This is a genomic window from Polaribacter sp. R77954 (genome assembly GCF_044595335.1).
Classification (GTDB): domain Bacteria; phylum Bacteroidota; class Bacteroidia; order Flavobacteriales; family Flavobacteriaceae; genus Polaribacter.
This window is the reverse complement of sequence record NZ_CP138992.1, coordinates 3206815-3233428: the sequence shown is the minus strand read 5'-3', so window position 1 is coordinate 3233428 and position 26614 is coordinate 3206815. Positions and strand designations below refer to the sequence as shown.

21 protein-coding genes are annotated in these 26614 nt (G+C 29.7%); 7 read left to right on the top strand and 14 right to left on the bottom strand.

The genetic code is table 11. The features are described from left to right. The first annotated feature begins 55 nt into the window (after positions 1–55). From SJY27_RS14095 to SJY27_RS14075, 5 genes are all read left to right on the top strand, one after another. Positions 56–643, top strand: a complete 588-nt coding sequence (locus SJY27_RS14095; RefSeq protein ID WP_397445509.1) for a sensor histidine kinase — start codon at positions 56–58, stop codon at positions 641–643. Then, a complete protein-coding gene (locus SJY27_RS14090) occupies positions 636–1298 on the top strand; it encodes a LytR/AlgR family response regulator transcription factor (protein ID WP_397445508.1) in 663 nt (220 codons plus the stop codon). The genes SJY27_RS14095 and SJY27_RS14090 overlap by 8 nt, the downstream gene beginning before the upstream one ends. A gap of 278 nt (positions 1299–1576) precedes the next feature. Continuing rightward, positions 1577–6787 carry a T9SS type A sorting domain-containing protein gene (locus SJY27_RS14085; protein ID WP_397445507.1) on the top strand — a complete coding sequence of 1737 codons (5211 nt, stop codon included), beginning with the start codon at positions 1577–1579 and terminating at the stop codon, positions 6785–6787. A 95-nt stretch (positions 6788–6882) separates the two neighbouring features. Further along, positions 6883–7884, top strand: a complete 1002-nt coding sequence (dusB, locus tag SJY27_RS14080) for a tRNA dihydrouridine synthase DusB (RefSeq protein WP_397445506.1) — start codon at positions 6883–6885, stop codon at positions 7882–7884. 104 nt (positions 7885–7988) lie between these two features. Next, positions 7989–8291 (top strand): HPF/RaiA family ribosome-associated protein, encoded by a 303-nt coding sequence (locus SJY27_RS14075; RefSeq protein ID WP_397445505.1) that lies wholly within the window; start codon positions 7989–7991, stop codon positions 8289–8291. Positions 8292–8365: 74 nt separating this feature from the next. Here SJY27_RS14075 and SJY27_RS14070 read toward each other — a convergent pair whose 3' ends face one another. From SJY27_RS14070 to SJY27_RS14015, 12 genes are all read right to left on the bottom strand, one after another. Continuing rightward, positions 8366–9568, bottom strand: coding sequence for an ABC transporter permease (locus SJY27_RS14070; protein ID WP_397445504.1), 1203 nt, complete (start codon positions 9566–9568; stop codon positions 8366–8368). 15 nt (positions 9569–9583) lie between these two features. After that, positions 9584–9979 (bottom strand): 30S ribosome-binding factor RbfA, encoded by a 396-nt coding sequence (gene rbfA / locus SJY27_RS14065; protein WP_397445503.1) that lies wholly within the window; start codon positions 9977–9979, stop codon positions 9584–9586. A gap of 20 nt (positions 9980–9999) precedes the next feature. Then, positions 10000–10644, bottom strand: coding sequence for a response regulator (locus tag SJY27_RS14060; protein WP_397445502.1), 645 nt, complete (start codon positions 10642–10644; stop codon positions 10000–10002). Further along, positions 10641–11387, bottom strand: a complete 747-nt coding sequence (locus tag SJY27_RS14055; RefSeq protein WP_397445501.1) for a sensor histidine kinase — start codon at positions 11385–11387, stop codon at positions 10641–10643. The genes SJY27_RS14060 and SJY27_RS14055 overlap by 4 nt, the downstream gene beginning before the upstream one ends. Before the next feature lie 618 nt (positions 11388–12005). After that, positions 12006–12608 (bottom strand): hypothetical protein, encoded by a 603-nt coding sequence (locus SJY27_RS14050; RefSeq protein WP_397445500.1) that lies wholly within the window; start codon positions 12606–12608, stop codon positions 12006–12008. A gap of 297 nt (positions 12609–12905) precedes the next feature. Continuing rightward, positions 12906–13199 carry a FoF1 ATP synthase subunit delta/epsilon gene (locus tag SJY27_RS14045; RefSeq protein ID WP_397445499.1) on the bottom strand — a complete coding sequence of 98 codons (294 nt, stop codon included), beginning with the start codon at positions 13197–13199 and terminating at the stop codon, positions 12906–12908. A gap of 80 nt (positions 13200–13279) precedes the next feature. Then, entirely contained in the window at positions 13280–14788 is a 1509-nt protein-coding gene (gene atpD, locus SJY27_RS14040; protein WP_397445498.1) for a F0F1 ATP synthase subunit beta, read from the bottom strand. Positions 14789–14940: 152 nt separating this feature from the next. Next, positions 14941–16293, bottom strand: coding sequence for an OmpA family protein (locus SJY27_RS14035; protein ID WP_397445497.1), 1353 nt, complete (start codon positions 16291–16293; stop codon positions 14941–14943). Positions 16294–16408: 115 nt separating this feature from the next. Continuing rightward, entirely contained in the window at positions 16409–17602 is a 1194-nt protein-coding gene (gene kbl / locus SJY27_RS14030) for a glycine C-acetyltransferase (RefSeq protein WP_397445496.1), read from the bottom strand. A 48-nt stretch (positions 17603–17650) separates the two neighbouring features. Continuing rightward, complete coding sequence (locus SJY27_RS14025) at positions 17651–20776, bottom strand: UvrD-helicase domain-containing protein (protein WP_397445495.1); 3126 nt, start codon at positions 20774–20776, stop codon at positions 17651–17653. A gap of 134 nt (positions 20777–20910) precedes the next feature. Then, a complete protein-coding gene (locus SJY27_RS14020; RefSeq protein ID WP_397445494.1) occupies positions 20911–21747 on the bottom strand; it encodes a ZIP family metal transporter in 837 nt (278 codons plus the stop codon). Then, positions 21744–22400 (bottom strand): metal-dependent transcriptional regulator, encoded by a 657-nt coding sequence (locus tag SJY27_RS14015; protein WP_397445493.1) that lies wholly within the window; start codon positions 22398–22400, stop codon positions 21744–21746. The genes SJY27_RS14020 and SJY27_RS14015 overlap by 4 nt, the downstream gene beginning before the upstream one ends. Positions 22401–22498: 98 nt before the next feature. Between SJY27_RS14015 and SJY27_RS14010 the strand changes: the two genes are divergently transcribed. Continuing rightward, positions 22499–24850 carry a TonB-dependent receptor domain-containing protein gene (locus tag SJY27_RS14010; protein WP_397445492.1) on the top strand — a complete coding sequence of 784 codons (2352 nt, stop codon included), beginning with the start codon at positions 22499–22501 and terminating at the stop codon, positions 24848–24850. 1 nt (position 24851) lies between these two features. Further along, a complete protein-coding gene (locus tag SJY27_RS14005) occupies positions 24852–25325 on the top strand; it encodes a thioredoxin family protein (protein ID WP_397445491.1) in 474 nt (157 codons plus the stop codon). Positions 25326–25333: 8 nt separating this feature from the next. On the opposite strand, the gene SJY27_RS14000 is transcribed toward SJY27_RS14005, so the two are convergent. Beyond that, complete coding sequence (locus tag SJY27_RS14000; protein ID WP_397445490.1) at positions 25334–25879, bottom strand: hypothetical protein; 546 nt, start codon at positions 25877–25879, stop codon at positions 25334–25336. 105 nt (positions 25880–25984) lie between these two features. Further along, positions 25985–26581 carry a hypothetical protein gene (locus tag SJY27_RS13995; RefSeq protein ID WP_397445489.1) on the bottom strand — a complete coding sequence of 199 codons (597 nt, stop codon included), beginning with the start codon at positions 26579–26581 and terminating at the stop codon, positions 25985–25987. Positions 26582–26614: the final 33 nt, after the last annotated feature.

Genomic DNA, 26614 nt, shown 5'->3' with positions numbered 1-26614 from the left:
AAAACAATTAAATGCGAATAAAATTGAGTTAGAAAAACTACTCAATCAACGAAATATGCTATTGAAAGAAACACATCATCGTGTTAAAAATAGCTTTCAAATGGTAAGCAGTTTATTACAACTACAAGCACAAGGAAGTGAAGCAGAAGTTGCTGTAACTGCTCTAAACAATGCTGTACAAAGAGTAAATTCTATGATTGTTTTACATCAACAATTGTATGCAAAAGATAATTTATTGGGTGTTGATTTAAAAGTATATATTACTGAATTAATCAATGAAATTTTAGGTTCATATTCATCAGAAAACATTAATTTTAAATCTAAAATAGTCTCTTCTATTTTAGATATTGATACTGCAACATCTATTGGGTTATTGGTAAATGAATTGGCAACAAACTCCATAAAATATGCATGGGATTCATCAACCAAAGAAAAAAATATTACGTTAGATATTAATCTAAAAAATAAGGAATTCCATTTTACAATGTTTGATAATGGAGTCTCAAAAAAGACAGCAACTACCAAAGAAAATTATGGATCTGAATTGATAGAAATTCTTATTGAACGTTTAGAAGCTGAAAAGCTGCCTTTTGCCAAAAACGATTTTGGGCTAAACATTACTTTTAAAAAACAACATGGCTAAGCATCGATTTTTAGTAATTGAAGATGATCCTTTTATTTCTAGGACTATAAAAAATACATTAGAAAAAAATGATGTTACTGTAGTTGGCATTGCCAAAAATTTAGAAATCGCTTTAAAGCTTTTACACGATAAAAAACCAGATTTATGTTTGGTAGATATTCAATTAAAAGGGGCTTTTGATGGTGTTGTTTTCGCTAAAGAATTAGACAAATTACAATTGCCTTATTTTTATTTAACAGCACAAACAGATCCACTAACCATATCTGAAGTTAACAACACAAAACCTTTGGGTTATTTGGTAAAACCTTTTACAACTGCTGGTTTGTGGAGTAGTATTTCTGTAGTTTGGAACAAATATTTATCAGAAAAAGAAAGTATTTTATCTGTAAAATCAGATGGTTTTGTATACAGAATTCCTGAAAAAGATATTTTATTTTTAGAAGCTTATGATAATTATTGCTACATACACGTTGAGCCAAAAAAAATATTAGTGCCACATACTTTAAAAAAAATACGACAGCAATTAAAAGGAAATCACTTTTTTGTACCTCACAGAAGTTACTGCGTAAATACCAACAAAATTACAGATATTGGTAAAAAAACATTGCACTTAAATTCTGTAGAAATTTCATTGAGCGAAGCGCGAAGACCTTAACTTTTAGAGGTTATTAAAAATATAAATTAAACCTATTTCCTCCAGACAATTGTAGCATATTTTGCTCAGAATTCAACCTCACTAAAACATTTCGATTTAGTGAGGTTGTTTTGTTTTATATTTTACTTAAAAATCTAATTAACAAATAGTTAAACCCATTATAAATTTATTATTTCACTAAAAAAAAAGCCCAGTTCACTAAAGATTTATTGATCTAGCCTAGTTCGATTTCTACATTTGATTTTGAAAAAAATTACGAACTAAATATTATAGAAATTATGAAAACTAAACTACTACTTCTATTAAGTATATTCACAATATACTTTGTAAACGCGCAAACCACTTATGTGCCTGATGACAATTTTGAACAAGCATTAATTGATTTGGGTTATGACACTGTTTTAGATGATATGGTAACCACATCTTCCATCTATTCAATTACAGATTTAAACCTATACAATAAAGGGATAACTGACTTAACAGGTATAGAAGACTTTGCCAATTTAATTAATTTTGATGCCAGTTCAAATGCCATTTCTACATTAGATATATCTCAAAATACAGCACTAGAATTTTTATTTTGTGGAGACTGTAATTTAAGTTCCCTTAATATTAGCAGCAACTTAAACTTAAAAGAATTATCCTTATTTAATAATACAATTTCTAGTATAGATGTATCTTTCAACACAGCTTTAAAAGCAATAGATTTAGATTCAAATAACATCACTGAACTAGATGTTTCACAAAACATAAATCTTGAATTTTTATCGGTAAATAACAATCAACTTTCTGAGCTAGATGTATCTGTAAATTCAGCTTTAGAAACTTTAAGAGTTTTTACAAATTTCTTAACAAACTTAGATGTTAGTGCAAACGCTAACCTTTCTGAGCTTACCGTTTTAAATAATAGCTTATCAAATCTTAATATTAAAAACGGCAATAATAGCAATTTTAAAATAGTAAATGGAGTTAGATCTTTAGATACTCGAAACAATAAAGAACTATCTTGTATACAGGTTGATAATGTAGCTTTTGCAACAGCCAATTTTATGAACAAAGATGAAACATCTACTTATAGTGAAGATTGTACCATACAAGATGGTTTTACATACATACCTGATGATAACTTTGAACAGACTTTAATAAACTTAAATTTAGACGATATTTTAGATGATCAAGTATTAACTGCAAATATTGAATCTTTAAATACGATTGATTTAAGTGGAAAAAGAATTGCTGATGCAACCGGTCTTGAAGACTTTATTGCTTTAGAAAACTTAAATATTAGTAATAATAGTTTAACTTCTTTAAATTTAAGTGGCAATATTAATTTAGAAATTTTAAATTGTTCAGTAAATCAAATTACAGATTTATTTACGTTAAACAACTCTGCTTTATTAAACTTAAATGCAAGCAGTAATCAATTAACAAGTTTTGAGGTGTATGGAAATTTTGATTTACAGTCTTTAAATGTAAGTAATAATCAACTTGAAGAACTTAATATCTCTGCAAATTATGGTTTAAGTTATTTAGATATTAGTTTTAATAAAATTAAATATTTAGAAGCTTTTAGTTTAACAAACTTAGCTACTTTAATTTGTAATCATAATGAAATTAAGAGACTAGAACTAAGTGCTTTATCTACCTTACAAACAATTACCGTAAACAACAACCAACTGTCTGTATTAAATTTATCAGCAGGCACATTAGATAATGTAACATCTTTTACTGCAATAAATAATGAAAACTTATATTGTATAGAAGTAGATGATATTGCATTTGCAGCACAAAATTTTACAAATATAGATGCCCAAGCAAGTTTTAGTACAAACTGCGACTATAATGCGATTACTTTTGTACCAGATGATTTATTTGAACAGTACTTAATAGACTCAGGTTATGACGATTTTTTAGATGATTATGTAGCAACAATTCATATCAGAAATATTAAAACTCTAGAAATCCAAAATATTTTGATTGATGACTTAACTGGCTTAGAAGATTTTTTTTCTTTAGAAACACTAAGCCTTAAAAATCTAAGTATAGATGAAGTAAACTTAGCAACATTAACAAATCTTAAATATTTAGATGTATTTAGCAATTTATTAAGAACTATAGATTTATCAAATAATAAAAAACTAGAAACCTTTTTAGCTTCCGAAAATCGTTTTACAACTTTAGATTTTTCACAAAATATTAATTTACAAGAATTAAGTCTTAACTATAATGATATTACTTCAATAGATTTATCTAATAACCCAAAACTTAGAGTATTTAATATTCTTGGTAATAACCAAGGAAATCAAATTACTAGCATTGATTTTTCTAATAATCCGCTTTTAGAAGAAGTACAATTACAAGGAAATTTACTTACTGAAATTGATGTAACTAACAACACCAATTTAACAAGATTATTTGTAGGCGCTAACAATATCAACAGCATAGATGTAAGCAACAACCTATTATTAGAAAGATTAAATGTAGCTGGCAACAGCCTTTCTACTTTAAATGTTAGTATGTTAGAAAATCTTCAATTTTTGTATACAAGTCAAAATAATTTAACCTGTGTAAGTGTTTTTGATGTAGATTATGCAAATGTACAATACACTCAATTTGCAGACGATACTACTATTTTTGTAGCCAATTGTAATGACTTAGTTTACGTACCAGATGATAATTTTGAACAAGCTTTAATTGATTTAGGCTATGATACTGTTTTAGATGATTATATTTTAGGTTCTGACGTAGCAGATATCACATCTTTAGATGTAAGCTATAAAGCAATAGACGATTTAGCTGGTATTGAAGCCTTTACAAACTTACAAACCTTGCTTGTAAACAACAACAGCTTAGATGAATTGAATGTTAGTGAAAACATAAACCTAACTGATTTAAATTGTGGAAATAACAGCTTAGATGTTTTAGACGTATCTAATAATACGCAGTTAGTAACTTTGAATGTTATATTCAATTGGTTAAATGATATAGACCTTAGTAATAATATCCTTTTAAAAGAATTTTTCGCGAGTCACAATAGTTTAAGAACAGTAAACACAGCTGCAAATACGGCTTTAATTGAACTTTCTTTACCTTATAATGATGTTGTAAGTTTAGATCTATCATCTAATATAAACCTAGTAAAAATAGATGTTTTAGGTAATGACCAAGGAAATCAAATTACTAGCATTGATTTTTCTAATAATCCGCTTTTAGAAGAAGTACAATTACAAGGAAATTTACTTACTGAAATTGATGTAACTAACAACACCAATTTAACAAGATTATTTGTAGGTGCTAACAATATCAACAGCATAGATGTAAGCAACAACCTATTATTAGAAAGATTAAATGTAGCTGGCAACAGCCTTTCTACTTTAAATGTTAGTATGTTAGAAAATCTTCAATTTTTGTATACAAGTCAAAATAATTTAACCTGTGTAAGTGTTTTTGATATAGATTATGCAAATGTACAATACACTCAATTTGCAGACGATACTACTATTTTTGTAGCCAATTGTAATGATTTAGTTTACGTACCAGATGATAATTTTGAACAAGCTTTAATTGATTTAGAACTTGATGATGAGCTTGATAATTTTGTATTAAGAGCTAATATTCAAAACGTTACTGAACTATTTTTAATAGAAAAAAACATATCAGATTTAACTGGTATAGAAAGTTTTACTCGTTTAGAATTACTTTACTGTAGCAAGAATACTATTTCAAATTTAGACATTAGCACATTAGTTAATCTTAAAGATTTAGTATGCTCTGACAATCAACTTTCTAGTTTAAATACTTCTAATAATTTAGAACTAGAAGAATTGAGTATCTCTGGCAATAACTTTTCTAATATTGATTTATCAGAAAATATAAAACTAAAAAGTTTAGTGGCTATAGCTATAGGTTCAAATTTCCCTGAATTTGACTTACAATCAAATATTAATCTAGAATTTTTAAACGTTAGAAGTAATAATTTAACCAATTTAGATGTCAGCAAAAATTATAATCTTAAAAATTTAATATGTATTAACAATCAAATAAAATCAATAGATGTTTCTAAAAATAGACTATTAGAGAATTTAGATTGTAAATCTAATGAGTTGGAAATACTTGATCTTACAAATAATATAAGATTAACAAATTTTAATGCTACTTTTAATAACCTATCTTGTATAAAAGTTTGGGATGAAGATTTTGCAAATGCAAATTGGTCAGATAATATAGATGATACAGCAAGTTTTGGTGTTAGTTGTTATACTTCAATTCCTGATGCTAATTTTGAACAGGCTTTAATTGATGCTGGTTTTGATAACACAATAGATGGTGCAGTACTAACCTCAACCATTAAAAATGTAGCAACTTTAAATTTACAAAGTGATGGAATAACAGATTTAACAGGAATTGAAGATTTTACAGCGTTAACATTCTTGCATCTAAAAGGCAACAATTTAGAATCTATAAATCTTAGCAACAATACTTTATTAACTAGTTTAAGTGTTAGTAATAACTTTTTACTAGATCGTTTAGACGTATCTAACAATACAAATTTGACTGAATTAGAAGCCTTTAATGTAGATTTAACCTGTATTCAAGTTTGGAATGTTAATTATGCAAACAACAATTGGGCAAGCAAAGTAGATTCAGATGTAGTTTTTAGCATCGATTGTAATGATGTTTGGGCAGTAGATGTTGATAAAAGAACTGAAACAGTTTTAAATAACATACCTGGTTTAGACGCAAATAATGATGGAAAAGTTACTATTGCAGAAGCTGAAGCGTTTACAGATAAGTTAGATTTAAGCAACAAGAAGATTATCAACATTAAAGGTTTACAAGCTTTTAACAACCTTAAAGAGCTAGATTTATCTGGTAATGATATTAGAGATTTAAGTCCTTTAACTCGTAAAAAAATTACAGTAGTAAGTAAATCTACAGGTAAAAAAAGAGAGGTAGCTGCAAAATCGTCTGGTTTGGAAACCTTAATTATAAGTAACAATAGTTTTGAAAGTATCAATTTAGAAGAACTAAAAAACTTAAAAGTAATAGATTTAAGCAACAACCCTAACCTAATTACGATGAGTATTAAAAATGGAAATAATGCAAATATATCTTCATTTAATGCTTCAAACTCACCTAACTTAAGCTGTATTATTGTTGATGATAAAAATGCATCTTATCTTAATAACTTTGCTATAGATGTATCTAGTAATTTTGTTAATGACATTGCAGATTGTAGAAGTACTGTTTTAAATACTGAAAATTTTTCACAAAAAGATGTAACAGTATTTCCTAACCCAGTTACTAATTTCTTAACTATAGAAAGCACAAAAGAGTTTGATTTTGTAGAAATTTATAATACTATTGGAAAAAAAGTTGTTAAAACAACAGCAAAAGAAATTGATTTTTCAAGTTTTACATCAGGTATTTATATGATAAGAATTGTAGCTAAAAACAAAGTACTAATCAAAAAAGTAATAAAAAACTAATTCATTTTTAATTAGTAGTTTTTTTAAGTCTTCTATATACTATAGGAGACTTTTTTTATGTAAAAAATTTAAAAATAATAAACTAAATTTGCAATATGGCAAAAATAGGCAACATTCAATTACCAGAATTCCCGTTATTATTAGCACCAATGGAAGATGTTTCAGATCCACCATTTAGAGCTTTATGCAAAGAAAATGGTGCAGATGTTGTGTATACAGAGTTTATTTCTTCAGAAGGATTAATTAGAGATGCAGCCAAAAGTGTCATTAAATTAGATATTTACGAAAAAGAACGTCCTGTAGGGATTCAAATTTTTGGCGCCAATTTAGATTCCATGTTAAAAACCATTGAAATCGTAGAAAAATCAAATCCAGATATTATTGATATTAACTTTGGCTGTCCTGTAAAAAAAGTAGTTTCTAAAGGTGCAGGTGCTGGTATTTTAAAAGATATCGATTTAATGGTTTCCCTTACTGAAGCCATGGTTAAACATACCAATTTGCCAATTACAGTAAAAACACGTTTGGGCTGGGATCATAATTCTATTCGAATTGTAGAAGTTGCAGAACGTTTGCAAGATGTGGGGTGTAAAGCAATATCCATTCATGGCAGAACACGTGCACAAATGTATAAAGGTGATGCAGATTGGAAACCAATTGCAGCCGTAAAAAATAACCAAAGAATGCATATTCCTGTTTTTGGAAATGGTGATGTAACATCACCTGAAAGAGCTATGGAAATGCGCGATAAGTATGGTTTAGATGGTTGTATGATTGGTAGAGCTTCTATTGGTTACCCTTGGTTTTTTAACGAGGTAAAGCACTTTTTTAATACTGGTGAACATTTGGCAAAACCTACTATTTCTGAAAGAACTCAAGTTGCAAGAAGACATTTACAAATGGCCATTGATTGGAAAGGTGAACGTTTAGGGGTTGTAGAAACCAGAAGACACTATACCAATTATTTTAAAGGAATTCCGCATTTTAAAGAATACAGAACCAAAATGGTTACTTCTGATGACCCAAAAGATGTTTTTACTGCTTTTGATGAAGTAGAAGCTAAATTTGGAAATGCTACCATACCCGAAATTGGATAGATAATCTAAAAAACATTCACTTTTTCTTAAAAGATTGATATTTATCATTTCTCACAGTTCAAATAATAACTATTTTTAAGTGTGTAATTTAAAAATAGAGAATTATGAAAATAGCTATTCAATTTGTAAACATAACCACTAGTGAAGCTTTAGAAACTTACACGCATGGAAAACTAGAAAATTTAGCAAAAAAATACGAAGACATTATTAATGTTACTGTTTTTTTTAAAAGAGAAAATTCGCCTAAAAAATTAGGTAGAATTTGCGAGATGGAATTGAGTTTGGCTGGACCACGAATTTTTGCTTCATCAAACGAAAAAAATTACGAACTGGCTGTAAAACATACAATAGCTGATTTAGACAAACAGCTTAAAAAAAGAAAGGGAGTTTTAAAACCTTATCTATAATTTAGTTTTTTTTTATGAAAAGGGCTGTAATATACTTTATTATGGCTCTTTTTTTAGCTAAAAATGTATCCGTTTTACTTTTCTATAAACTCTCTAGAAATTCTACTACTTGCAATTTTTGCAGCTATAAAGCCTAATGTAGTTATGGTTAAGATTACAATAATAAGATTGGTAAATCTAAACTCAACAGGATAAGCCAAACTTTCTGTTATCATAAAAAAACTAAATTGTTTTTGTAAAAACACTAAAATAATTCCCATAGCTAATCCTATTAGCATCCCAAAAAATGTGAGTAGAAACCCTTGAAAAATAAATATTCTTTTAATTTCTTTTACAGAGGTACCTAAATTAAATAAGGTTTTTAGATTGTGTTTTTTATCAATTATCATCATTATAATTGCACCTATAACGTTAAATAATGCTATGATTACAATTAGGGTAAATATTAAATAAGAAACCACATTTTCTGTATTTATTACTTTGTAAAAAACTTCGTTTAATTGTTCTTTGGTCTGTACTTTAAAAGCATCACCCAAGCTTTTCTGTAAATCTTTAGCAATTTTATCTGCTTCTAAAGCATTGGTTAATTTTAACTCTATACTAGTTATTTGATTTTTCTTAAAACGTAATAAGTTTCTAGCTTCTTCTAAATTTACATATACATACTTACTTTCAAAATCTTCTGTACCCGAATATAAACCCACAATCTGCACATCTGTTTGGTAAAAAGCGCTGTTTGGGTTTATAAAACCTGTACCCCCTTTAGGCACCATAATTGATAGTGGATCTCCAAAACTTCTAATTCCTAAAGATAGTTTTATAGCAATTGCTCTGCCTATAACTGCTGTATTTAAGTAGTTTTTATCTAACCAACTGCCAATAGTTAAAGAAGAATCTATACTAGTAATTTGTGTATAATTACTTTGAACCCCTTTTATGTAAGCAATCTCATTTTTATCATTATGTTCTAAAAAAACACGCTCCTCAATAACTTTTGAGCTTGCTTCAATTGCTGGATGATTTTCTAAAACTTTAGTAATATCATCTGTTAATAAAAAAGATTTCCCTTTTAGAGTAGTTATTTTAATATCAGGATCTGAAGCATCTAACAAACTGTAACTAAACGTTCGTAAACCAGAAAAACCAGAAAGAATTATAAAAAGTGCAATAGAACCTACAATAACTCCGAAAGAAGCTATAATTGTAATAATGTTTATAGCATTATTACTGGTTTTTGTAAATAAGTATCTTTTGGCTATGTATAGAGAAAAATTCAAATTAATAAATTGAATTTATAGCTTTTTACGTCTTGGTAAAACTTCTGGGTTTTTTATTGGGTTTTCATCTTCACCATTTAAAGATTTGTCTATTTCTTCTAAATAATCTAAAGTATCATCACCAAAAAATAATAATTCTGGCATTCTACGCAATTGATTTTTAGTTCGTTTTGCCATTTCATGACGAATTAAAACGGTATTTGATTGTACACCTTTTACAATTTCGTCTCTTTTATCTGAAGGAAAAATACTTAAATATACTTTTGCAACTCCTAAATCCGAAGTTACATACACTTTAGAGACTGAAATCAACACTCCTTTCATTCCATCTTGTGCTGCTTTCTGCAAAACATCCACCAAATCTTTCTGCAATACAGATGCTATTTTTCTTTGCCTATTCGTTTCTTCCATAGTGCAAATTTACAATATTTTTATGGAGTGTATATCTTATTTTTAATGGCATACATTACCAAACCTATTCTATTTTTTACATTTAATTTTACAAACAAATTGTTTCTGTAGCCATCTATTGTTTTAGGGCTTAAACACATTCTATCAGCCACTTCTTTATATGTTAATTCTGTACAAGCTAATTTTAAAAAAATAATTTCTTTCTTTTTTAGCACAATATCTTCATCTATATCACCAGATATCGATTTCATCAACAAACTGGTTACGTTTTTAGTATGATAAAATCCATTTTCAACAATTTCTAGTAATGCCTTTTCTAAAACTGATTTTTCTGTATCTTTTAGCAAATAACCCACAGCACCTGCTTTTAGCATTTTTAAAACAGTAGTGTCCTCATCTTCTACAGATAAAGCCATAACATTTACATTTGGGTGTGTTTTAGTAATCCACTCAGTAGCTTCAATACCATTCATAATAGGCATATTTATATCCATTAAAACTACATTGGGTATATTTTTAGGCGATGCTGAAAATTGATCTATAACTTCTTGCCCGTTTTTACAGGTATATAATACTTTAAAATTCTCAAAAGTATTTACCATGGTTTGTATGGCTTGCGAAAGCAATGTATGATCATCTACTACAATTACCGAAAATTCTTTCATAATTTATAATGTATTTCTAATGCAGTTCCTTTATTTTTTTCTGAATTAAACTGAACTTTTGCACCTATTAATTTTGCTCTATTTTTTATGTTAATTAAACCTATCCCCTCTTTTTTTTCTTCGGATGAGAAACCAACTCCATTATCTTTCGCGATAATTAATAACTCAGCATTGCTATAGGCTAAACTTACTTTTAATTGAGAGGCTCTTGAATGTTTTATGGTATTAGAAAAAAATTCTTGTAAAATTCTAAAGATGATAATACTCGATTTTTGTTCAATATCTCTTTCTTGACCCGAAATTTCTAAAGTAGATGCTATAAAATTTAAACGATTAAAACGATCGATTTCTAACTGAACAGCGTCTCTTAAATCTATCGTACTCATCGCTTCAGGATTAATCAATTTAGATAAAGCTCTTACTTCTGTTAATCCTTTTGTGATAGTTTTGGAAACTTCTTGTATATCCTCTGCTGTTGCACTCTGCAATTGAATTTTTGCCAACGTTAGTAACTGCCCAATATTGTCATGTAACTCCCAACTAATATTTCTTAAGGTTTCTTCACGAATCTCTATTTGTGTTTCTGCAATTGTTCTTTCAAACTCTTCTTTTGTCCTTTTACGTTCTTCTACTAAAATATTTTTTTTATTTTGAAATGTGGTAAATAAAATAATTAGGGCTATTACAATAATGAGTATTAACCCTGTAGAAACTATTAATATAAATCCTCCGTTTTCTTGCATGCTAATAAGCCGTAAATAAAAATTATTTGAAAAATAGAGGCAAGATAATAAATAATATAAAACATATCTCTAGTTGCAAAAATACTAGAATAATATAAAGACCAAAATGGCACTGTGGTTAAATAAAACACTAAAAAAGCTACTGAAAGCCAAAAAGATAATAATTTTTTATAATTTAGAATTCTATCGGAATTTAACAATTCAATAAAAAATAAAATCACAATAATACTATTTACAACCCCTTCTATAGGCACAGTGTACAAAGTATAAAAATCAAAATAATAAAAAAGAAAATAAATTAAGTTAAAGACCAGAACTAATACTTTTAAAATTTTAATTCTCGTTTTATTTTTTAATAAATGGTAATAAATTAAGGCGAAACTATTAAATTCAAAAAAGGTATAAATATCAAAAAGGATTAGATTGTTTACCTTAAAAAAAACTGAATTAATGACATCAACAATTACAATAATTAAAATATAAAGTATAAAATATTTATAGAAAGGATAACTTTTATAACGTTTATATAAAAATAGTGATAACAACAATGTTAAGTAAGGTAGCCATACACCAAGTTGTTTGATAAATAAACCATCGTCTGATACCATACCTTATTACTTAATATGGTGGGTTTAATGTTCCTCTATTTAAAACAGAACTATCATCAGAACCTATTTGGAAACTAAATATACTAGCCCTATTTACCTTTTTGGTGGTTTCATCTGCATATTCATGTAAAACACTTTGCATAGATACTGGTTTCCTCATAGTAGATTTCAATGGTTCATAAGCTACATTTTTACCTTTAATTTTAGCTGTAGGTGCTATCATAAAAGTAACTCTATTTCTATATTCAGGTATTTTATAGTCTGAAGGATAAGCACTAGTAAATATTTTTATTCCTGTTAATACAATTTCTTTTTCTGCTGAAAGTCTTTTAACATAACTTAAATATTGTTCTAATTCTTCAATGGTAAAAAATTCAGAAACTGTTGCAATCGTATCTTTTCCTTTTGATTTTTTTTTGATATAACCATCCAACACTTTCTTTTGTCCATTGTCATATTCTTTAAACATAGCTGCCATTTCTGGATACGTAATTGCTTGTGATGGTCTTTTACTTGATGCCATTTTGACTTGCTTATTACTTTCAGAAGCACAAGAAAGGATGAAACTTGATACTACTAAAAATGTAAATAGTTTAAATATAAGAGATTTCATTGTTCAATTAAGTTATATATTAATAAATACTAAAAATACAATTTAAATATAGATAAGATTCCTATTCGAATTAAAAAAGGGGTTTTTCCTTAATGAATTTGAGTGTTTACAATGTGGATCAATTCAATAAAAAAATGGAACTTTGAGGTAAGGAAATAGAAAAAATCTCGCTAGGGAAAATTGCAAAAAAAAACATCTTTAGAAATGAAGATGTTTTTTTAATTACAAAATTTACTCCATAAAAAAAGCTCAAAATAGCAACTATTTTGAGCTTAATTTATATATGAACAATATATTTTAATCTGCTAAAATAATCGCCTTATTATCATTTAATTCTAATGTTCCAGAACTAATTTTTAATGTTAAAATTTTGTCGTCATTAACGTGTGGTATTAATTTACCATTTAAATCATCCAGCTCTATATGTTGCTGTGTATGAATGTGTATATTTACAACACCTTCTTTTAACACAGACACCACAGGAGCGTGATTATTTAGCATTTGAAACTCTCCATTTACACCAGGTACCGTTAAAGAATCAACTTCTGATGAAAATAAAATAGCCTCTGGAGTTACAATTTCTAAAAACATAATTTTGCAGTTTGCAGTCACCAGTATTTAGTTTTTAATCAATAATATTGACTTTCAAACTAAATACTATTAACTATTTTTTAAGCCTCAGCTAACATTTTTTCACCAGCATCAATTGCATCTTGAATTGATCCTCTTAAGTTAAATGCTGCCTCTGGATATTTATCTAACTCACCATCCATAATCATATTAAACCCTTTAATAGTGTCTTTAATATCAACTAAAACTCCTGGAATACCAGTAAATTGTTCAGCTACATGGAAAGGTTGAGACAAGAAACGTTGTACACGTCTTGCTCTGTGAACTACTAATTTATCCTCTTCAGATAATTCTTCCATACCTAGAATAGCAATAATATCTTGTAATTCTTTATAACGTTGTAAAATTTCTTTTACTCTCTGTGCACAATCATAGTGCTCATCTCCTAAAATGTCTGCTGTTAAAATTCTCGAGGTAGAATCTAAAGGATCTACTGCAGGATAAATACCTAATTCAGCAATTTTACGAGATAATACAGTTGTAGCATCTAAGTGAGCAAACGTTGTTGCTGGTGCTGGATCTGTTAAATCATCTGCAGGTACATATACTGCTTGTACAGATGTAATTGAACCTTTTTTAGTAGATGTAATACGCTCTTGCATTGCTCCCATTTCTGTAGCTAATGTTGGCTGATACCCTACTGCAGAAGGCATACGTCCTAAAAGTGCTGATACTTCAGAACCAGCTTGTGTAAATCTAAAAATATTATCTACGAAGAAAAGCACATCTTTACCTTGTGCTTCTCCTGCACCATCTCTAAAATATTCAGCAATAGTTAAACCAGATAATGCAACACGTGCACGTGCTCCAGGTGGCTCATTCATTTGTCCAAATACAAAAGTTGCTTTTGAGTCTTTCATTCCAGATTTATCTACTTTTGATAAATCCCATCCTCCTTCTTCCATAGAATGCATAAAATCATCACCATACTTGATAATTCCAGATTCTAACATCTCTCTAAGTAAATCGTTTCCTTCACGAGTTCGTTCTCCAACACCTGCAAAAACTGATAAACCACCATGTCCTTTAGCAATGTTATTAATTAACTCTTGAATTAACACAGTTTTACCAACTCCTGCTCCACCAAACAAACCAATTTTACCTCCTTTAGCATAAGGTTCAATTAAATCGATTACTTTAATTCCTGTAAATAAAACTTCTGTTGATACAGATAAATCTTCAAACTTAGGTGCAGCTCTGTGAATAGGCAAACCATTTTCACCTTCCTTTTTTAAGTTACCTAAACCATCAATGGCATCTCCTGTTACGTTAAATAGGCGTCCGTAAATATCATTACCTATTGGCATTTGAATTGGACTCCCAGTAGCTATAACTTCTGCTCCTCTTTGTAAACCATCAGTAGCATCCATAGAAATTGTTCTAACAGTATCTTCACCAATGTGTTGTTGTACTTCTAAAACTAAAATAGAACCATCCGCTTTTTTAATCTCTAATGAATCGTAAATCTTAGGAAGCTCATTTTCAGTATTGAATTCAACGTCAATAACTGGCCCAATGATTTGAGAAACTTTACCTGTTGTTGTAGACATTTTGTATCTAAATTAAATTATTATTTGTTGATAGAATTTTTTATTCTTTTAAGAATGTGCAAATTTACCTTTTTTGAATGGAACTAAAAAGTTATTTTAAATAAAAAAGCCTCATCAATAGATGAGGCTTTTTTTGAATAATTTATTAAGGTCTAGTTATTTAATTTAACTTCAACTCTTCTATTTTTAGCTCTACCAGCTACAGTGCTGTTAGATGCTACTGGTTTTGATTCACCAAATCCTTTAGCACTTAATCTAGTTTCCTTAACTCCGTTTTTGGTTAAGTAATCTTTAACTGCATTTGCTCTTTTATCCGATAACATTAAATTGTAAGCTTTAGTACCTGTACTATCAGTGTGACCTTCAATACTATATTCAGAAGCTGGATATTCGTTCATAACTCCAATCATACCATCTAATTGTTGAGTAACCCCAGCTTTAAATGAAGATTTTCCAAAATTAAATAATATTGCTTCTGATAAAATTTCCTGAGATTTTTCATTAGGTATTTTTAATTCAGGACAACCAGAATTAGATGCTACACCAGCTTCTTTTGGACATTTGTCATCTTTATCTAAAACTCCATCTCCATCAGTATCTGGCCAAGGACATCCATTGTTTGCTGCTGGACCTGAAACAGAAGGACATTTATCGTCTTTATTTACAACACCATCTCCATCAGTATCTGGACAACCTTTATTGGCTTTTGTACCACTTTCATTTGGACACATATCGTCTTTATCAGCAACACCATCGCCATCTGAATCAGGACATCCATTCATAGCTGCTAAACCAGCTGTATTAGGACAAGCATCATCAGAATCTTTGATACCATCACCATCAGCATCTGGACAACCATTGAATTCTTCTAAACCTGCAACTTCAGGACAAGCATCATTTTTATCGTACACACCATCACCATCAGTATCCGTTCCTCCAAATTGAATTAATACACCTAAAGAAGTTTGGATATGGTTTTCTACTTCATCTGAAAAACCATATTTTGAACCATGCTGGAAACTTAATCCTAAATTATCGTTGAACCATGTATTAAACCCAAAACCAGCACCTAACATACCTGCTCCTTGAGAGTCAGCTGAAACATATTCCCCTCCTATATACACAAAAGGATCAAACCAACCAGTGTCTCCAAACAAATTATTTAAGTCGTACTTAACATTTAAACCAACAGAATAATATAGGAAATCAGAATCATCCTCAACATATAAGTAAGTAATTTTGTTTAAAGACCCAGCTAATTGTAATGAAAACCCTTTTTCTAAATATCTTTCTGCGGTGATACGAGATATAGAAGGTAAAAAATTCCATTCTTCACTTCCTAAGTGGTCTAAAGCTTTATCAATAAAACTTGCTCCAGGGCTATAAAAATCTACAATATTCACACCAAAGCCTACAGCCCACGGATTATTTTCATCTTGTGCATTAAGGTTGTTTACCGTAAACAACACAAACAAAGCTATCACAGCTAATTTTAATCGTTTCATTATCAAATTTTTAAATTAAAAGTTCTTTTTTATTACTCGCAAAAGTAAGTTGTTAAAACTGATTAACAAAGACAAATCTACAAAATATTACTAAAACCACAAGTTTTTACATGTTCTAAATAACGTTCAAGTGTTTACCTACTTTTATAAACGCCTCAATTGCTTTATCTAAGTGAGCTTTAGTGTGCGCTGCAGATAGTTGAACCCTTATCCTTGCTTTTTCTTTTGGAACAACTGGAAAAAAGAAACCAATAACATAAATTCCTTCTGTCAAAAGTTTATTTGCCATGAGTTGAGATAATTTAGCATCATACAGCATAACAGGAACAATAGCAGCATCTGCACCAACTAAATCAAAACCAGCTTTTTTCATTTTTGTTCTAAAGTAATTGGTATTCCATTCTAATTGATCCCTAAAAGATGTGTCTTCAGCAATTAAATCAAACACTTTTAAAGAGGCCCCAACAATTGCAGGTGCTAATGAATTTGAAAACAAATAAGGTCTTGATCGTTGTCTCAGAATTTCTATAATCTCTTTTTTACCTGTGGTATACCCCCCCATTGCTCCTCCAAGAGCTTTCCCTAATGTTCCTGTTACAATATCAACTCTATCCATCACATTTTTTAACTCAACAGTTCCTCTACCAGTTTTACCAATAAAACCAGTTGCGTGACATTCATCAACCATAACCATAGCATCGTATTTATCTGCTAAATCACAGATTTCATCTAATTTTGCCACAATTCCATCCATAGAAAAAACACCATCTGTAACTATAATTTTAAAACGGTGCTTTTGTTTATTCGCTTCAATCAATTGCTTTTCTAAAGAATTCATATCATTATTATCATAACGATAACGTGCTGCCTTGCACAAACGAACTCCATCTATGATAGAAGCATGATTTAGACTATCTGAAATAATAACATCATCTTTTGTAAGTAATGGTTCAAAAACGCCACCATTTGCATCAAAACAAGCAGCGTATAAAATAGTATCTTCTGTTTGATAGAAATCTGCTATTTTTTGTTCTAATTGTTTGTGGATATCTTGAGTTCCGCAAATAAAACGTGCCGAAGACATACCAAAACCATGCGAATCCATGGTGTCTTTTGCGGCTTGAATTACCTCTGGATGATTTGATAAGCCTAAATAATTATTTGCACAAAAGTTAATCACTTCTTCTCCTGTAGATATTTTAATAACTGCATCTTGCGAAGAAGTAATAATGCGTTCTGATTTGTATAACCCAGCTTCTTCAAGCTGCTGAAGTTCTTTTTTTAAAGCATCTTTAATTTTTCCGTACATTTTTTATTGATTTAAGAAAAACAAAGTTACAAAGTTTCTTTCTATTGATTAAACTTCAAGAAGCTCAATTGAATCATTCATATAAATGAGGAGTTTTTTATCTACCTTAACATCCATGGAATGTAAAACTTGCTCATATTTTAAAAGCTGTTGATGGTGTGCTTTTGAGGGATTACCAGTCTTATAATCAATTATCACTACTTTATCATCTACAAAAACTAATCGATCTGGAATGATAACTTGATGATCGATGGCTACAATTTCTCTCTCATTATATATAATGACATCTTCAGAAAAATAATTTGCAATTTTTGGATGACTCACAACCTCTTTGATCGTATTTGATATTAAAAATAACTGTTCTTGGTTTAAAATACCTTGTTGATGATACTGAGAAAGCACATTGTCTATATCCTTTTTTGAGTAAATTTTTGCAAAAATCTCATGTAAAAGATTTCCAAAATCAATAGCTTTTCCTTGATCTGTATTCCAAAGTTTTGATGAACTTGCCAACAAAACCAAATTATGATCTTGCCAAGGTGTAGAAATAAAATCTTGTTGAATTTCTGCCACAGATTCTTTATTATTTTTTAAACTGACGCTATTTTTCTCTCCAAATTGATATTCTAGCACCTCATCATTCCAAAGATGTTGCTGTTTTAAAAAGTTGATAAAAACCCCTGAATAAAAATTCGTGTTTTCTTCTCCTTTAGAAGATATTTTATATTCAGTAATAATATGCAACTGCTCAACTGCTCTAGTTAAAGCAACATATAATAAGTTAAAATTATCCAGTTCCAACTCTTCTCTTTGCTGATTATAAATTGCCAAACCCCTATCATTTACCAAACTCAAATCTTTATTATAAGACACCAAAAGTTCGTCAAATTTTTCAAAATTATCGGGCAATTTATCAAGCCAAACTTTTGGATTGATTTGACGATAAACGTCTACATCACAAGGAAAAATAACCACAGGAAACTCTAATCCTTTAGATTTATGAATGGTCATTACTTGAACAGCATTGGCGCTTTCTGGTGCAACAATACTAAGTTTATCTTTCTTCAATTCCCAAAATTCTAAGAAATCGATAATTGAAGTCCCTTTGCGTTGTTGTTCTAAAACAATATCTAAAAAGAATTGAACATAAGCATCAGAAGAATTTATGAGTTGAAACCCTCTAATAATAGCTTCAACTTTCTCGTAAAAAGGATTTTGATGAAAATTTAAAATATTAAAAGTAACTGCGTATTTTTTGAGTTCGGTAAATAGTGAATCATTATCAAATTTTATAAATTGATGATAAAATTGATGCTCAGGTTTATCAACTTTTAAATGCTGATACAAAAAGTACAAAACTTCAAAACGAGTTTCTTGATCAGATGGATTTTGAATCATCTGCAACACATCTATAATAAAATTTACCTTACTACTATTTTGCAATAGCAATGTTTCTGAAGATACAATTGCAATTCCGTTTTCTGATAAATAATTAGCAATTGCAATTCCGTCTTTTTTGGTTCTGGTTAACACACAAATGTCATTGAAAGAAAACTGATTTTTTAATTGATGAATTTTCTCTAAAACTTTTTTTGGATATTTTAGTTTTTCATCCTCTTTAGCTTCTTCTTTTTGTAAAAAATCTAACGCAACGTATCCTCCTTTTTTGCTATTTTCTAATTGTTGATTTCCTTCTAAAAACAACTTTTTGTAAGCATCATTTTGAAGAAAATTGGCTGTGTGTTGGAAAAATGAATTATTAAAATTAATGACTTCTGAATAACTCCTAAAATTGGTATTTAGAGTTTGGATTTTCTTTTCTACAAAAAACGGATTTTCTTCACCTGTTCCTAAATTGATAAACTGTTCTGCTTTTCCACCTCGCCATCTGTAAATAGCTTGTTTCCCATCACCTACCAACAACAAATTACTGTTTTCTTGTGCCAAAGCATTGTCTATCAACGGAATTAAATTCTGCCACTGTAATACGGATGTGTCTTGCATTTCATCAATAAAATAATGCTGAAAACGTTGCCCAATTCGCTCATAAATAAAAGGCGCTGGTTGGTCTTTAATATTATCAGCAATCAATAGATTAAACTCTGCATTTAGTCTGATATTATTCTCTTCTTTTATCGTTTCTAATTCTTGATTGATATTATTTAAAACCGCTAAAGGAATGATGCTTTTTAAAGCTAATTTATGCAATACAAATTGACCATAAATATCTTTTGATTTCTGATAAAAATCCACAATTTCAGGAACAATATTTTCTATGGTTTGTGCAATTGCATTTGAGGTTGATTTGGAATAATATTGATGATTATCAATCGCTTTTTCAATAGTTGCACTGCGTGTAACAAAACTAAAATTAAATCCTTTTTGATGAATGTCTGTAAAAAACTTTGGAATTGTGCCTCGCATAAAATCCATGGTTTCTAAATCATTATCAGCAATTAAATTTGAACAATTTTGTCCGATTTTCTGAAACGATTTTTGTAATTCTTTTTGATTTAGAAACAGTTTCTTTTTTAGATTCGTAAAGTCATCTAACTGTTTGTCTGCTAATTTTCTAAAATGTTTTACGTCATCTTCATTTAAGAGAATTTTAGCGAATTCGTTTAAGTCTCTAGAAATATCCCAAGATTTGTCATTATCCGTTTTGTCTAAAGAATACTCAATTAAAATATTAGTAAGTTTTTTATCTGTTCCAATCTTTGAAATAAGCAGATCAACAGCTTCATTCAATAACGAAACAGCATCCATTTCTACTTCAAAATTGAGAGTCAAACCTAAATCATAAGCAAAACTCTTAATGATTTTATGTGTAAAACTATCAATAGTAGTGATTGAAAACGCTGAGTAGTTTTGTAAAATAACATCTAAAATCTTTTTGCTTCTTTCTTGAATTGTATTTTTATCAACAGTAATTTCTTGAAGAATGATTTCTAGTAAGTCACTTGTTTTTCCGTCAGCAAAATCTTCTAAATTTTGCAGAACACGTTCTTTCATTTCGCCAGCAGCTTTGTTGGTAAAAGTGATTGCCAATACTTTTTGAAAAGTATAAATATCTTCTGAAGTCAAGAGAACTTTAAGATATTCTTTTACTAAGGTAAAGGTTTTACCACTACCAGCTGAAGCATTATATACTTGAAAAGTTGAAGGTTGTTGCACAATTTCTTTTTATACACGAGTAGCACGAATCTACATAAATAAACTTAAAATTATGACACAGATTTCATAGATTTTCACTGATAAAAATAAAATTACGATTGGAGTTCCTTCCCTTTTGGAAGGCTAGGATGGGATTAACCTAATCCAACATCTAAAGACATCATTACAATAAAACCACCAATAAAACCGAGTGTAGCTACATCTGTATATTTGTCTCTTTGGGTTTCTGGAACCACTTCTTCAATTACAACAAAAATCATTGCTCCAGCAGCAAAAGCCAACGCATAAGGTAAAATTGGTGTAAAAAACGAAACTGCTAAAGCTCCTAAAACAGCAGCAATAGGCTCTACAATTGCAGATAACTGTCCAAACCAAAAACTTTTAAATCTACTTACGCCTTGTCGTCTTAAAGGCATTGCTACAGCAAAACCTTCAGGGAAATTTTGAATTCCAATTCCGATAGCTAAAGAAATAGCTGCAATAATCATTTCTGTTTGTTCAACACCTACTAAGGTAGATGCAGCCCCAAAAAGTACACCAACAGCTAAACCTTCTGGAATATTGTGCAATGTAATTGCTAAGACTAATAGAGTTGTTCTATGCCAATCAGTCTTTACACCTTCTTTCTCACTTTCTTTAAAGTTGATGTGTAAATGAGGTAACCACTTATCCATACCAAATAAAGCTAAAGCTCCCATAGCAAAACCAATTGCAGATGGTATAACTTTTATAAAACCTTCTCCAGGGCTATTGTCAATGGCTGGTGCTAGTAAACTCCAAAAACTTGCAGCAACCATAACACCACCTGTAAAACCTAACATTCCGTCTAAAACAGCTCTGTTCATTTTCTTAAAGAAGAAAACCAAACCTGCACCTGCAGCTGTTAATCCCCAAGTAAAGAGTGATGCATATAATGCTGCTTGAATAGGGTGTTCTTTTCCAAAATCAACAAGTTGATCAAATGTGCTCATATTTTTCTAATGTATAAATTGTTAGCGATTTTATTTGAAATAGATAGTTTCTTATCTCCAATTTTAATGGATAAAGAATCGTCAAAATCTTCTTTTTCTAAAACCGTTATTTTTTTTCCTAAAGTAATGCCTTTTTTATCTAAAAACTGCAAAAAGTCTGAAGACGAATCATCAACACCAATACAAATGCCACTTTCGTTTTTAGCTAAGGTTGACAACAAACTCTTATCGATTGTTTTTAAATTTCCAGCTTTATCAGGAATTGGATCTCCATGAGGATCGTGCGTAGGAAACCCCAATAGAGCATCTAATTGATTGATTAATTTAGGCGATTTTATATGCTCTAATTGCTCTGCAACATCATGCACTTCATCCCAAGAAAAATTTAATTTTTCAACCAAAAAAACCTCCCATAATCGGTGTTTTCTAACAATATTTGCAGCTGTTTTTTTCCCTAAATTAGTAAGTTTTACTCCTTTATACTTTTTGTAAACTACCACTTTTTTATCAGATAGTTTTTTAATCATATCTGTCACAGAAGAAGCCTTAGTTTCTAATTGTTCTGCAATAGCATTGGTACTGATACCCTTATTAGAATCTAATTCTAAGTGATAAATTGCTTTTAAATAATTCTCTTCAGAAAGGGTATACATCTCTAATAATTAGGCAACAAATATAAACTTTTTATTTTTATCAAAATATATTTTTAGCCTTATCTAAAAATATATTTATATTTGTAAAAATTAAAATTTTGAAACAGCTAATTTATATTCTTTTTTTATTGACATCGAGTTTTATATTTGGACAGACTATCTCTGGAAAAATCACATCAAATAAAGGCAAAGCTATCCCTTTTGCTTTTGTGTATGTAAAAGGAGCAAACAATGGAACTTCATCTGATATTAACGGTTTTTATCAACTTGAAAATGTATTTGGCAAAGTTATTATTGAAGTAAGCTATCAAGGTTATCGAAGAGCAAATAGTGAGATTACAGTTTCTAGAAATGAAAACAAAACGCTAAACTTTGAATTACTTGAAGATCAATTGGGCTTAGAAGAAGTTGTAGTTACTGCCACTAGAAATCGTGTTGAAAAAAGAAAAGCGCCTGTAGTTGTATCTACTATAAAACCTAGATTATTACAAGCAACACAATCGTTATCTATGGCAGATGGATTGAATTTTGCCCCTGGAATTCGGGTTGAAACGAATTGCCAAAATTGTGGGTTTACCCAAGTTCGTTTAAATGGTTTAAGTGGTGGATATACACAAGTGCTACTAAATAGTAGACCTGTATTTACTTCCTTAATTGGGGTATATGGTTTAGATCAAATCCCAACAAACATTATAGAACGCATAGAAGTGGTAAGAAGTGGTGGCTCTGCTTTGTATGGTTCAAGTGCTATTGCAGGTACTGTAAATCTAATTACTAAAGACCCTATTCTAAATACTTGGGAAATTGGTACTAACTTAGCTTTGATAGACGGAAAAACACCTGATAGAACTTTAACTTTTAATAATTCTTTAGTTGCTGACGATTTAAATAGTGGAATTTCATTTTTTGGAAATTATAGAAATAGAAACGCTTTTGATGCCAATAGTGATGGTTTTACAGAACTCGTAGCACTTAAAAACACCACAGTGGGTGCTAATGTATTTTTAAAACCTTCTGAAAAAAGTAAGATTACATTAAATTTAGCATCGATTCAAGAATATAGAAGAGGAGGAAATAAATTAGATTTAGCACCACAATTCACTGACATTACAGAAGAATTGAATCATGACACCTTCATTGGCGGATTAAACTACGAAGTATTTAGCAAAGATGATTCTAAAAAGTTTGATATTTACACCTCTATTTCTCACACAGATAGAGATAGTTATTATGGTGGTTTAGGTGGTGGCAGAACCAAACAAGATAGTATTACAGCAAATAATGCTTTTGGTACCACAAAAGATTTGGCATGGATTAATGGTTTGCAATTCACCAAATCATTTAAAAATAAAGATGTATTAACTGCAGGTGCAGAATACAATCACACCAACACAAAAGATGAAATTTTAGGCTACAACAGATTAATAGATCAAACGATAAATTCTTTTGGATTATATGCACAGTACGAATGGAAGCCGTCAGAAAAATTCACAGCGTTGCTAGGTTCAAGATTTGATAATGTTGCTGTTAATGGCAATTATGCTGTTGGCGGTATTAGCAGAAATGTAGATGTAAATCAAAATGCACTCTCACCACGTTTAACCATTTCTTATCAGTTTACAGAAGCCTTAAAATTTAGGGGTGGTTATGCCAGAGGCTTTAGAGCTTCTCAAGCTTTTAATGAAGATTTACACATATCTAGTGTGGGTGGTGAGCCCAGTTTTGTAATACTATCTGATAATTTAAAAACAGAATACTCTAATGCATTTACGGGTTCTTTCAATTTTTCTAAAAACCTAAATCTTTTACAATTAGATTTTTTAGTAGAAGGTTTTTATACCAATCTAGAAAATCCATTTACTTTAGTTAGTACTGGCGCTGTTTTAGCCAATGGATCTATTTTAGAGGAAGTTAGAAACGGCTCTGGAGCAAAGGTATATGGAACTAATTTTGAGTTTGGGGTTTCACCAAATTCAAAATGGCAATTTCAATTAGGAGGAACTTTACAACAAACTTCTTATGACGATTCACAAATTATTTTTGAAACTGATGGTTCTATTGTTGGAGAAACTGATATTATTGTTGATGAATTTGTGAGAACACCCAATTTCTATGGATATTTTAATACAGCTTGGATGCCTAATGAAAAATTTAATATAGATGTTACAGGCACCTATACTGGCTCTATGATAGTACCTCTAGTAATTAGTGATTCTGGATTTTTACAACTGAATGAAGTTAAATCATTTTTAGATTTGAATTTAAAACTAGAATCTCATTTAGATTTTAATGAAAACTTTATGACCACATTTTCTATTGGGTTTAAAAATATATTTAATAATTATCAAGATGATTTTGCTTCAGGGCCAACCAGAGATTCAGATTATGTTTATGGCCCAGGCACTCCAAGAACATTTTTTATCGGTTTAAAGTTTGGTAAATTACATTAAAATGAAAAAAAATAGTTTCCTTTTCTTTTTTATATTGATGATGATATCAACTAAAATCTATACTCAACAAAAAGAAATTAATTGGATAACTTTTGAGCAATTGGAAGATTCTTTAAATATGAAGCCTAAAAAAGTATTCCTATCATTTTATGCAGATTGGTGTGCATATTGTAAAAAGATGGATAGAGTTGCATTCAAAAATGCCGAAGTTATCAATATTTTAAATTCAGAATATTATTCGATAAAAATGGATGTTCAATCAAAAGATACCATTTTATTTGGAGGAAAAACATATCTAAATAAAGAAGTTAGAACTAGCAGAAGGCCAAAACATGAAATTCCGCTTTTATTGGCATCAAGAAAAAACGAGCCTTTTAGTTTACCTGCAAACTTAATTTTAGACAAAAATTTTACAATAAGGAAACGGTTTTTCGAATACTTATCACCAAAAAAAATGGTTTCAATCTTAAAATAGCGCCATTACTATTTTTCCCAAAGTCTTTTATTTCGAGAAGGACTAAAGCTATACACAATACCTGCAGAACCAAAAATATGAGATTTTTGTAATTCACCACCTATGGTACTAACCTTATATATTAATTGTGCATTTAAACCAATATTATTAGCTATCCAAAGTGTGCCTCCACCTCCTACATTTAAGGTTAAACCTGTGTCTAAAAGATTTACAACTCCAACCCCTCCAAGCAGATAAGGTCTTAAAAAAGAATCAGGATTAAAAATGTCATAGCTTAAATTAAAGTCAGAAGAAAAGTATTGTTGCGTATCATTCATAGAATTAGAAAACATTACAGAAATCGTCATTTTATTTCCTAAATACCTACTAATACTAATACCTGGTACAGTAGCAATATACCTACCACCAACAGTAGTACCATCTTCAGCCGAATATAAAACCGAAGCTGAATTTAATCCAATTCCCCATTTTTCGTTAAAATCTTGTGCATTGATACTTAAAACATTAAAAAGTAGTAGAAAAGCGCAAAATTTAATTGAATTAGGTTTATTCATAATCATAGAATTCTACAAATGTAAATTAAGACAAAAGTAACTAATTACTAAACTAATTTATATTATAAATATTATTTTTATCAAAAGATTTTTATTTTAAATCTATTAATGTTTCATATCCCATAATCGAGTACGCGATTTTTTTCTTGATTGATATTTATTACCTAATGAAAAACGATACACAATCCCTCCACTTGCAAAAACATGAGAAGCTTGACTTTGAAAGCCTGAGTTATTGTATTTATATAACAATTGCCCCTGTAAACCAAAATTATCAGAAACCCAAAGTGCCCCACCAACACCAAAATTAACAAGTGGTAGCGTAAAACGAGTATCAATTAAACTACCTCCCACTAAAACGTATACATTTAATAAATTTTCTGAAGTACCAAAATCGTATCGTATTTCACCATCAAAAGTTACGTATCTTTTTTGTTCTTGAATAGATTGCGAAAATGAACCAGCAATTGTTACATTTTTAAACATATACCTTGCAATAGTCAATCTTGGAAATTGCTCTGAAAACCGATAACCAATTTTTTCTAAATCTTTTTCAGAATACAGTAAACCTCCTGCACCTAAGCCAATAGCCCACTTATTTATTCTATCTTGACATTGAATAGATAGGGCTAAAAAAAGTAGTAAAGTAAATAAGTGTGTTTTTTTAACCTGTATGTATTTTTTTTTATCTTTCTTTTCCATAATGTCTTAATTTAACAGCTTTTAAAAACAAAT

What these genes read in the sequence shown, in the direction of transcription:
- SJY27_RS14095 (WP_397445509.1), top strand. Translation starts at nt 56, where the DNA reads ATGCTATTGAAAGAAACACATCATCGTGTTAAAAATAGCTTTCAAATG.
- SJY27_RS14090 (WP_397445508.1), top strand. Translation starts at nt 636, where the DNA reads ATGGCTAAGCATCGATTTTTAGTAATTGAAGATGATCCTTTTATTTCT.
- SJY27_RS14085 (WP_397445507.1), top strand. Translation starts at nt 1,577, where the DNA reads ATGAAAACTAAACTACTACTTCTATTAAGTATATTCACAATATACTTT.
- dusB (WP_397445506.1), top strand. Translation starts at nt 6,883, where the DNA reads ATGGCAAAAATAGGCAACATTCAATTACCAGAATTCCCGTTATTATTA.
- SJY27_RS14075 (WP_397445505.1), top strand. Translation starts at nt 7,989, where the DNA reads ATGAAAATAGCTATTCAATTTGTAAACATAACCACTAGTGAAGCTTTA.
- rbfA (WP_397445503.1), bottom strand. Translation starts at nt 9,979, where the DNA reads ATGGAAGAAACGAATAGGCAAAGAAAAATAGCATCTGTATTGCAGAAA.
- SJY27_RS14060 (WP_397445502.1), bottom strand. Translation starts at nt 10,644, where the DNA reads ATGAAAGAATTTTCGGTAATTGTAGTAGATGATCATACATTGCTTTCG.
- SJY27_RS14055 (WP_397445501.1), bottom strand. Translation starts at nt 11,387, where the DNA reads ATGCAAGAAAACGGAGGATTTATATTAATAGTTTCTACAGGGTTAATA.
- SJY27_RS14050 (WP_397445500.1), bottom strand. Translation starts at nt 12,608, where the DNA reads ATGAAATCTCTTATATTTAAACTATTTACATTTTTAGTAGTATCAAGT.
- SJY27_RS14045 (WP_397445499.1), bottom strand. Translation starts at nt 13,199, where the DNA reads ATGTTTTTAGAAATTGTAACTCCAGAGGCTATTTTATTTTCATCAGAA.
- atpD (WP_397445498.1), bottom strand. Translation starts at nt 14,788, where the DNA reads ATGTCTACAACAACAGGTAAAGTTTCTCAAATCATTGGGCCAGTTATT.
- SJY27_RS14035 (WP_397445497.1), bottom strand. Translation starts at nt 16,293, where the DNA reads ATGAAACGATTAAAATTAGCTGTGATAGCTTTGTTTGTGTTGTTTACG.
- kbl (WP_397445496.1), bottom strand. Translation starts at nt 17,602, where the DNA reads ATGTACGGAAAAATTAAAGATGCTTTAAAAAAAGAACTTCAGCAGCTT.
- SJY27_RS14020 (WP_397445494.1), bottom strand. Translation starts at nt 21,747, where the DNA reads ATGAGCACATTTGATCAACTTGTTGATTTTGGAAAAGAACACCCTATT.
- SJY27_RS14015 (WP_397445493.1), bottom strand. Translation starts at nt 22,400, where the DNA reads ATGTATACCCTTTCTGAAGAGAATTATTTAAAAGCAATTTATCACTTA.
- SJY27_RS14005 (WP_397445491.1), top strand. Translation starts at nt 24,852, where the DNA reads ATGAAAAAAAATAGTTTCCTTTTCTTTTTTATATTGATGATGATATCA.
- SJY27_RS14000 (WP_397445490.1), bottom strand. Translation starts at nt 25,879, where the DNA reads ATGAATAAACCTAATTCAATTAAATTTTGCGCTTTTCTACTACTTTTT.
- SJY27_RS13995 (WP_397445489.1), bottom strand. Translation starts at nt 26,581, where the DNA reads ATGGAAAAGAAAGATAAAAAAAAATACATACAGGTTAAAAAAACACAC.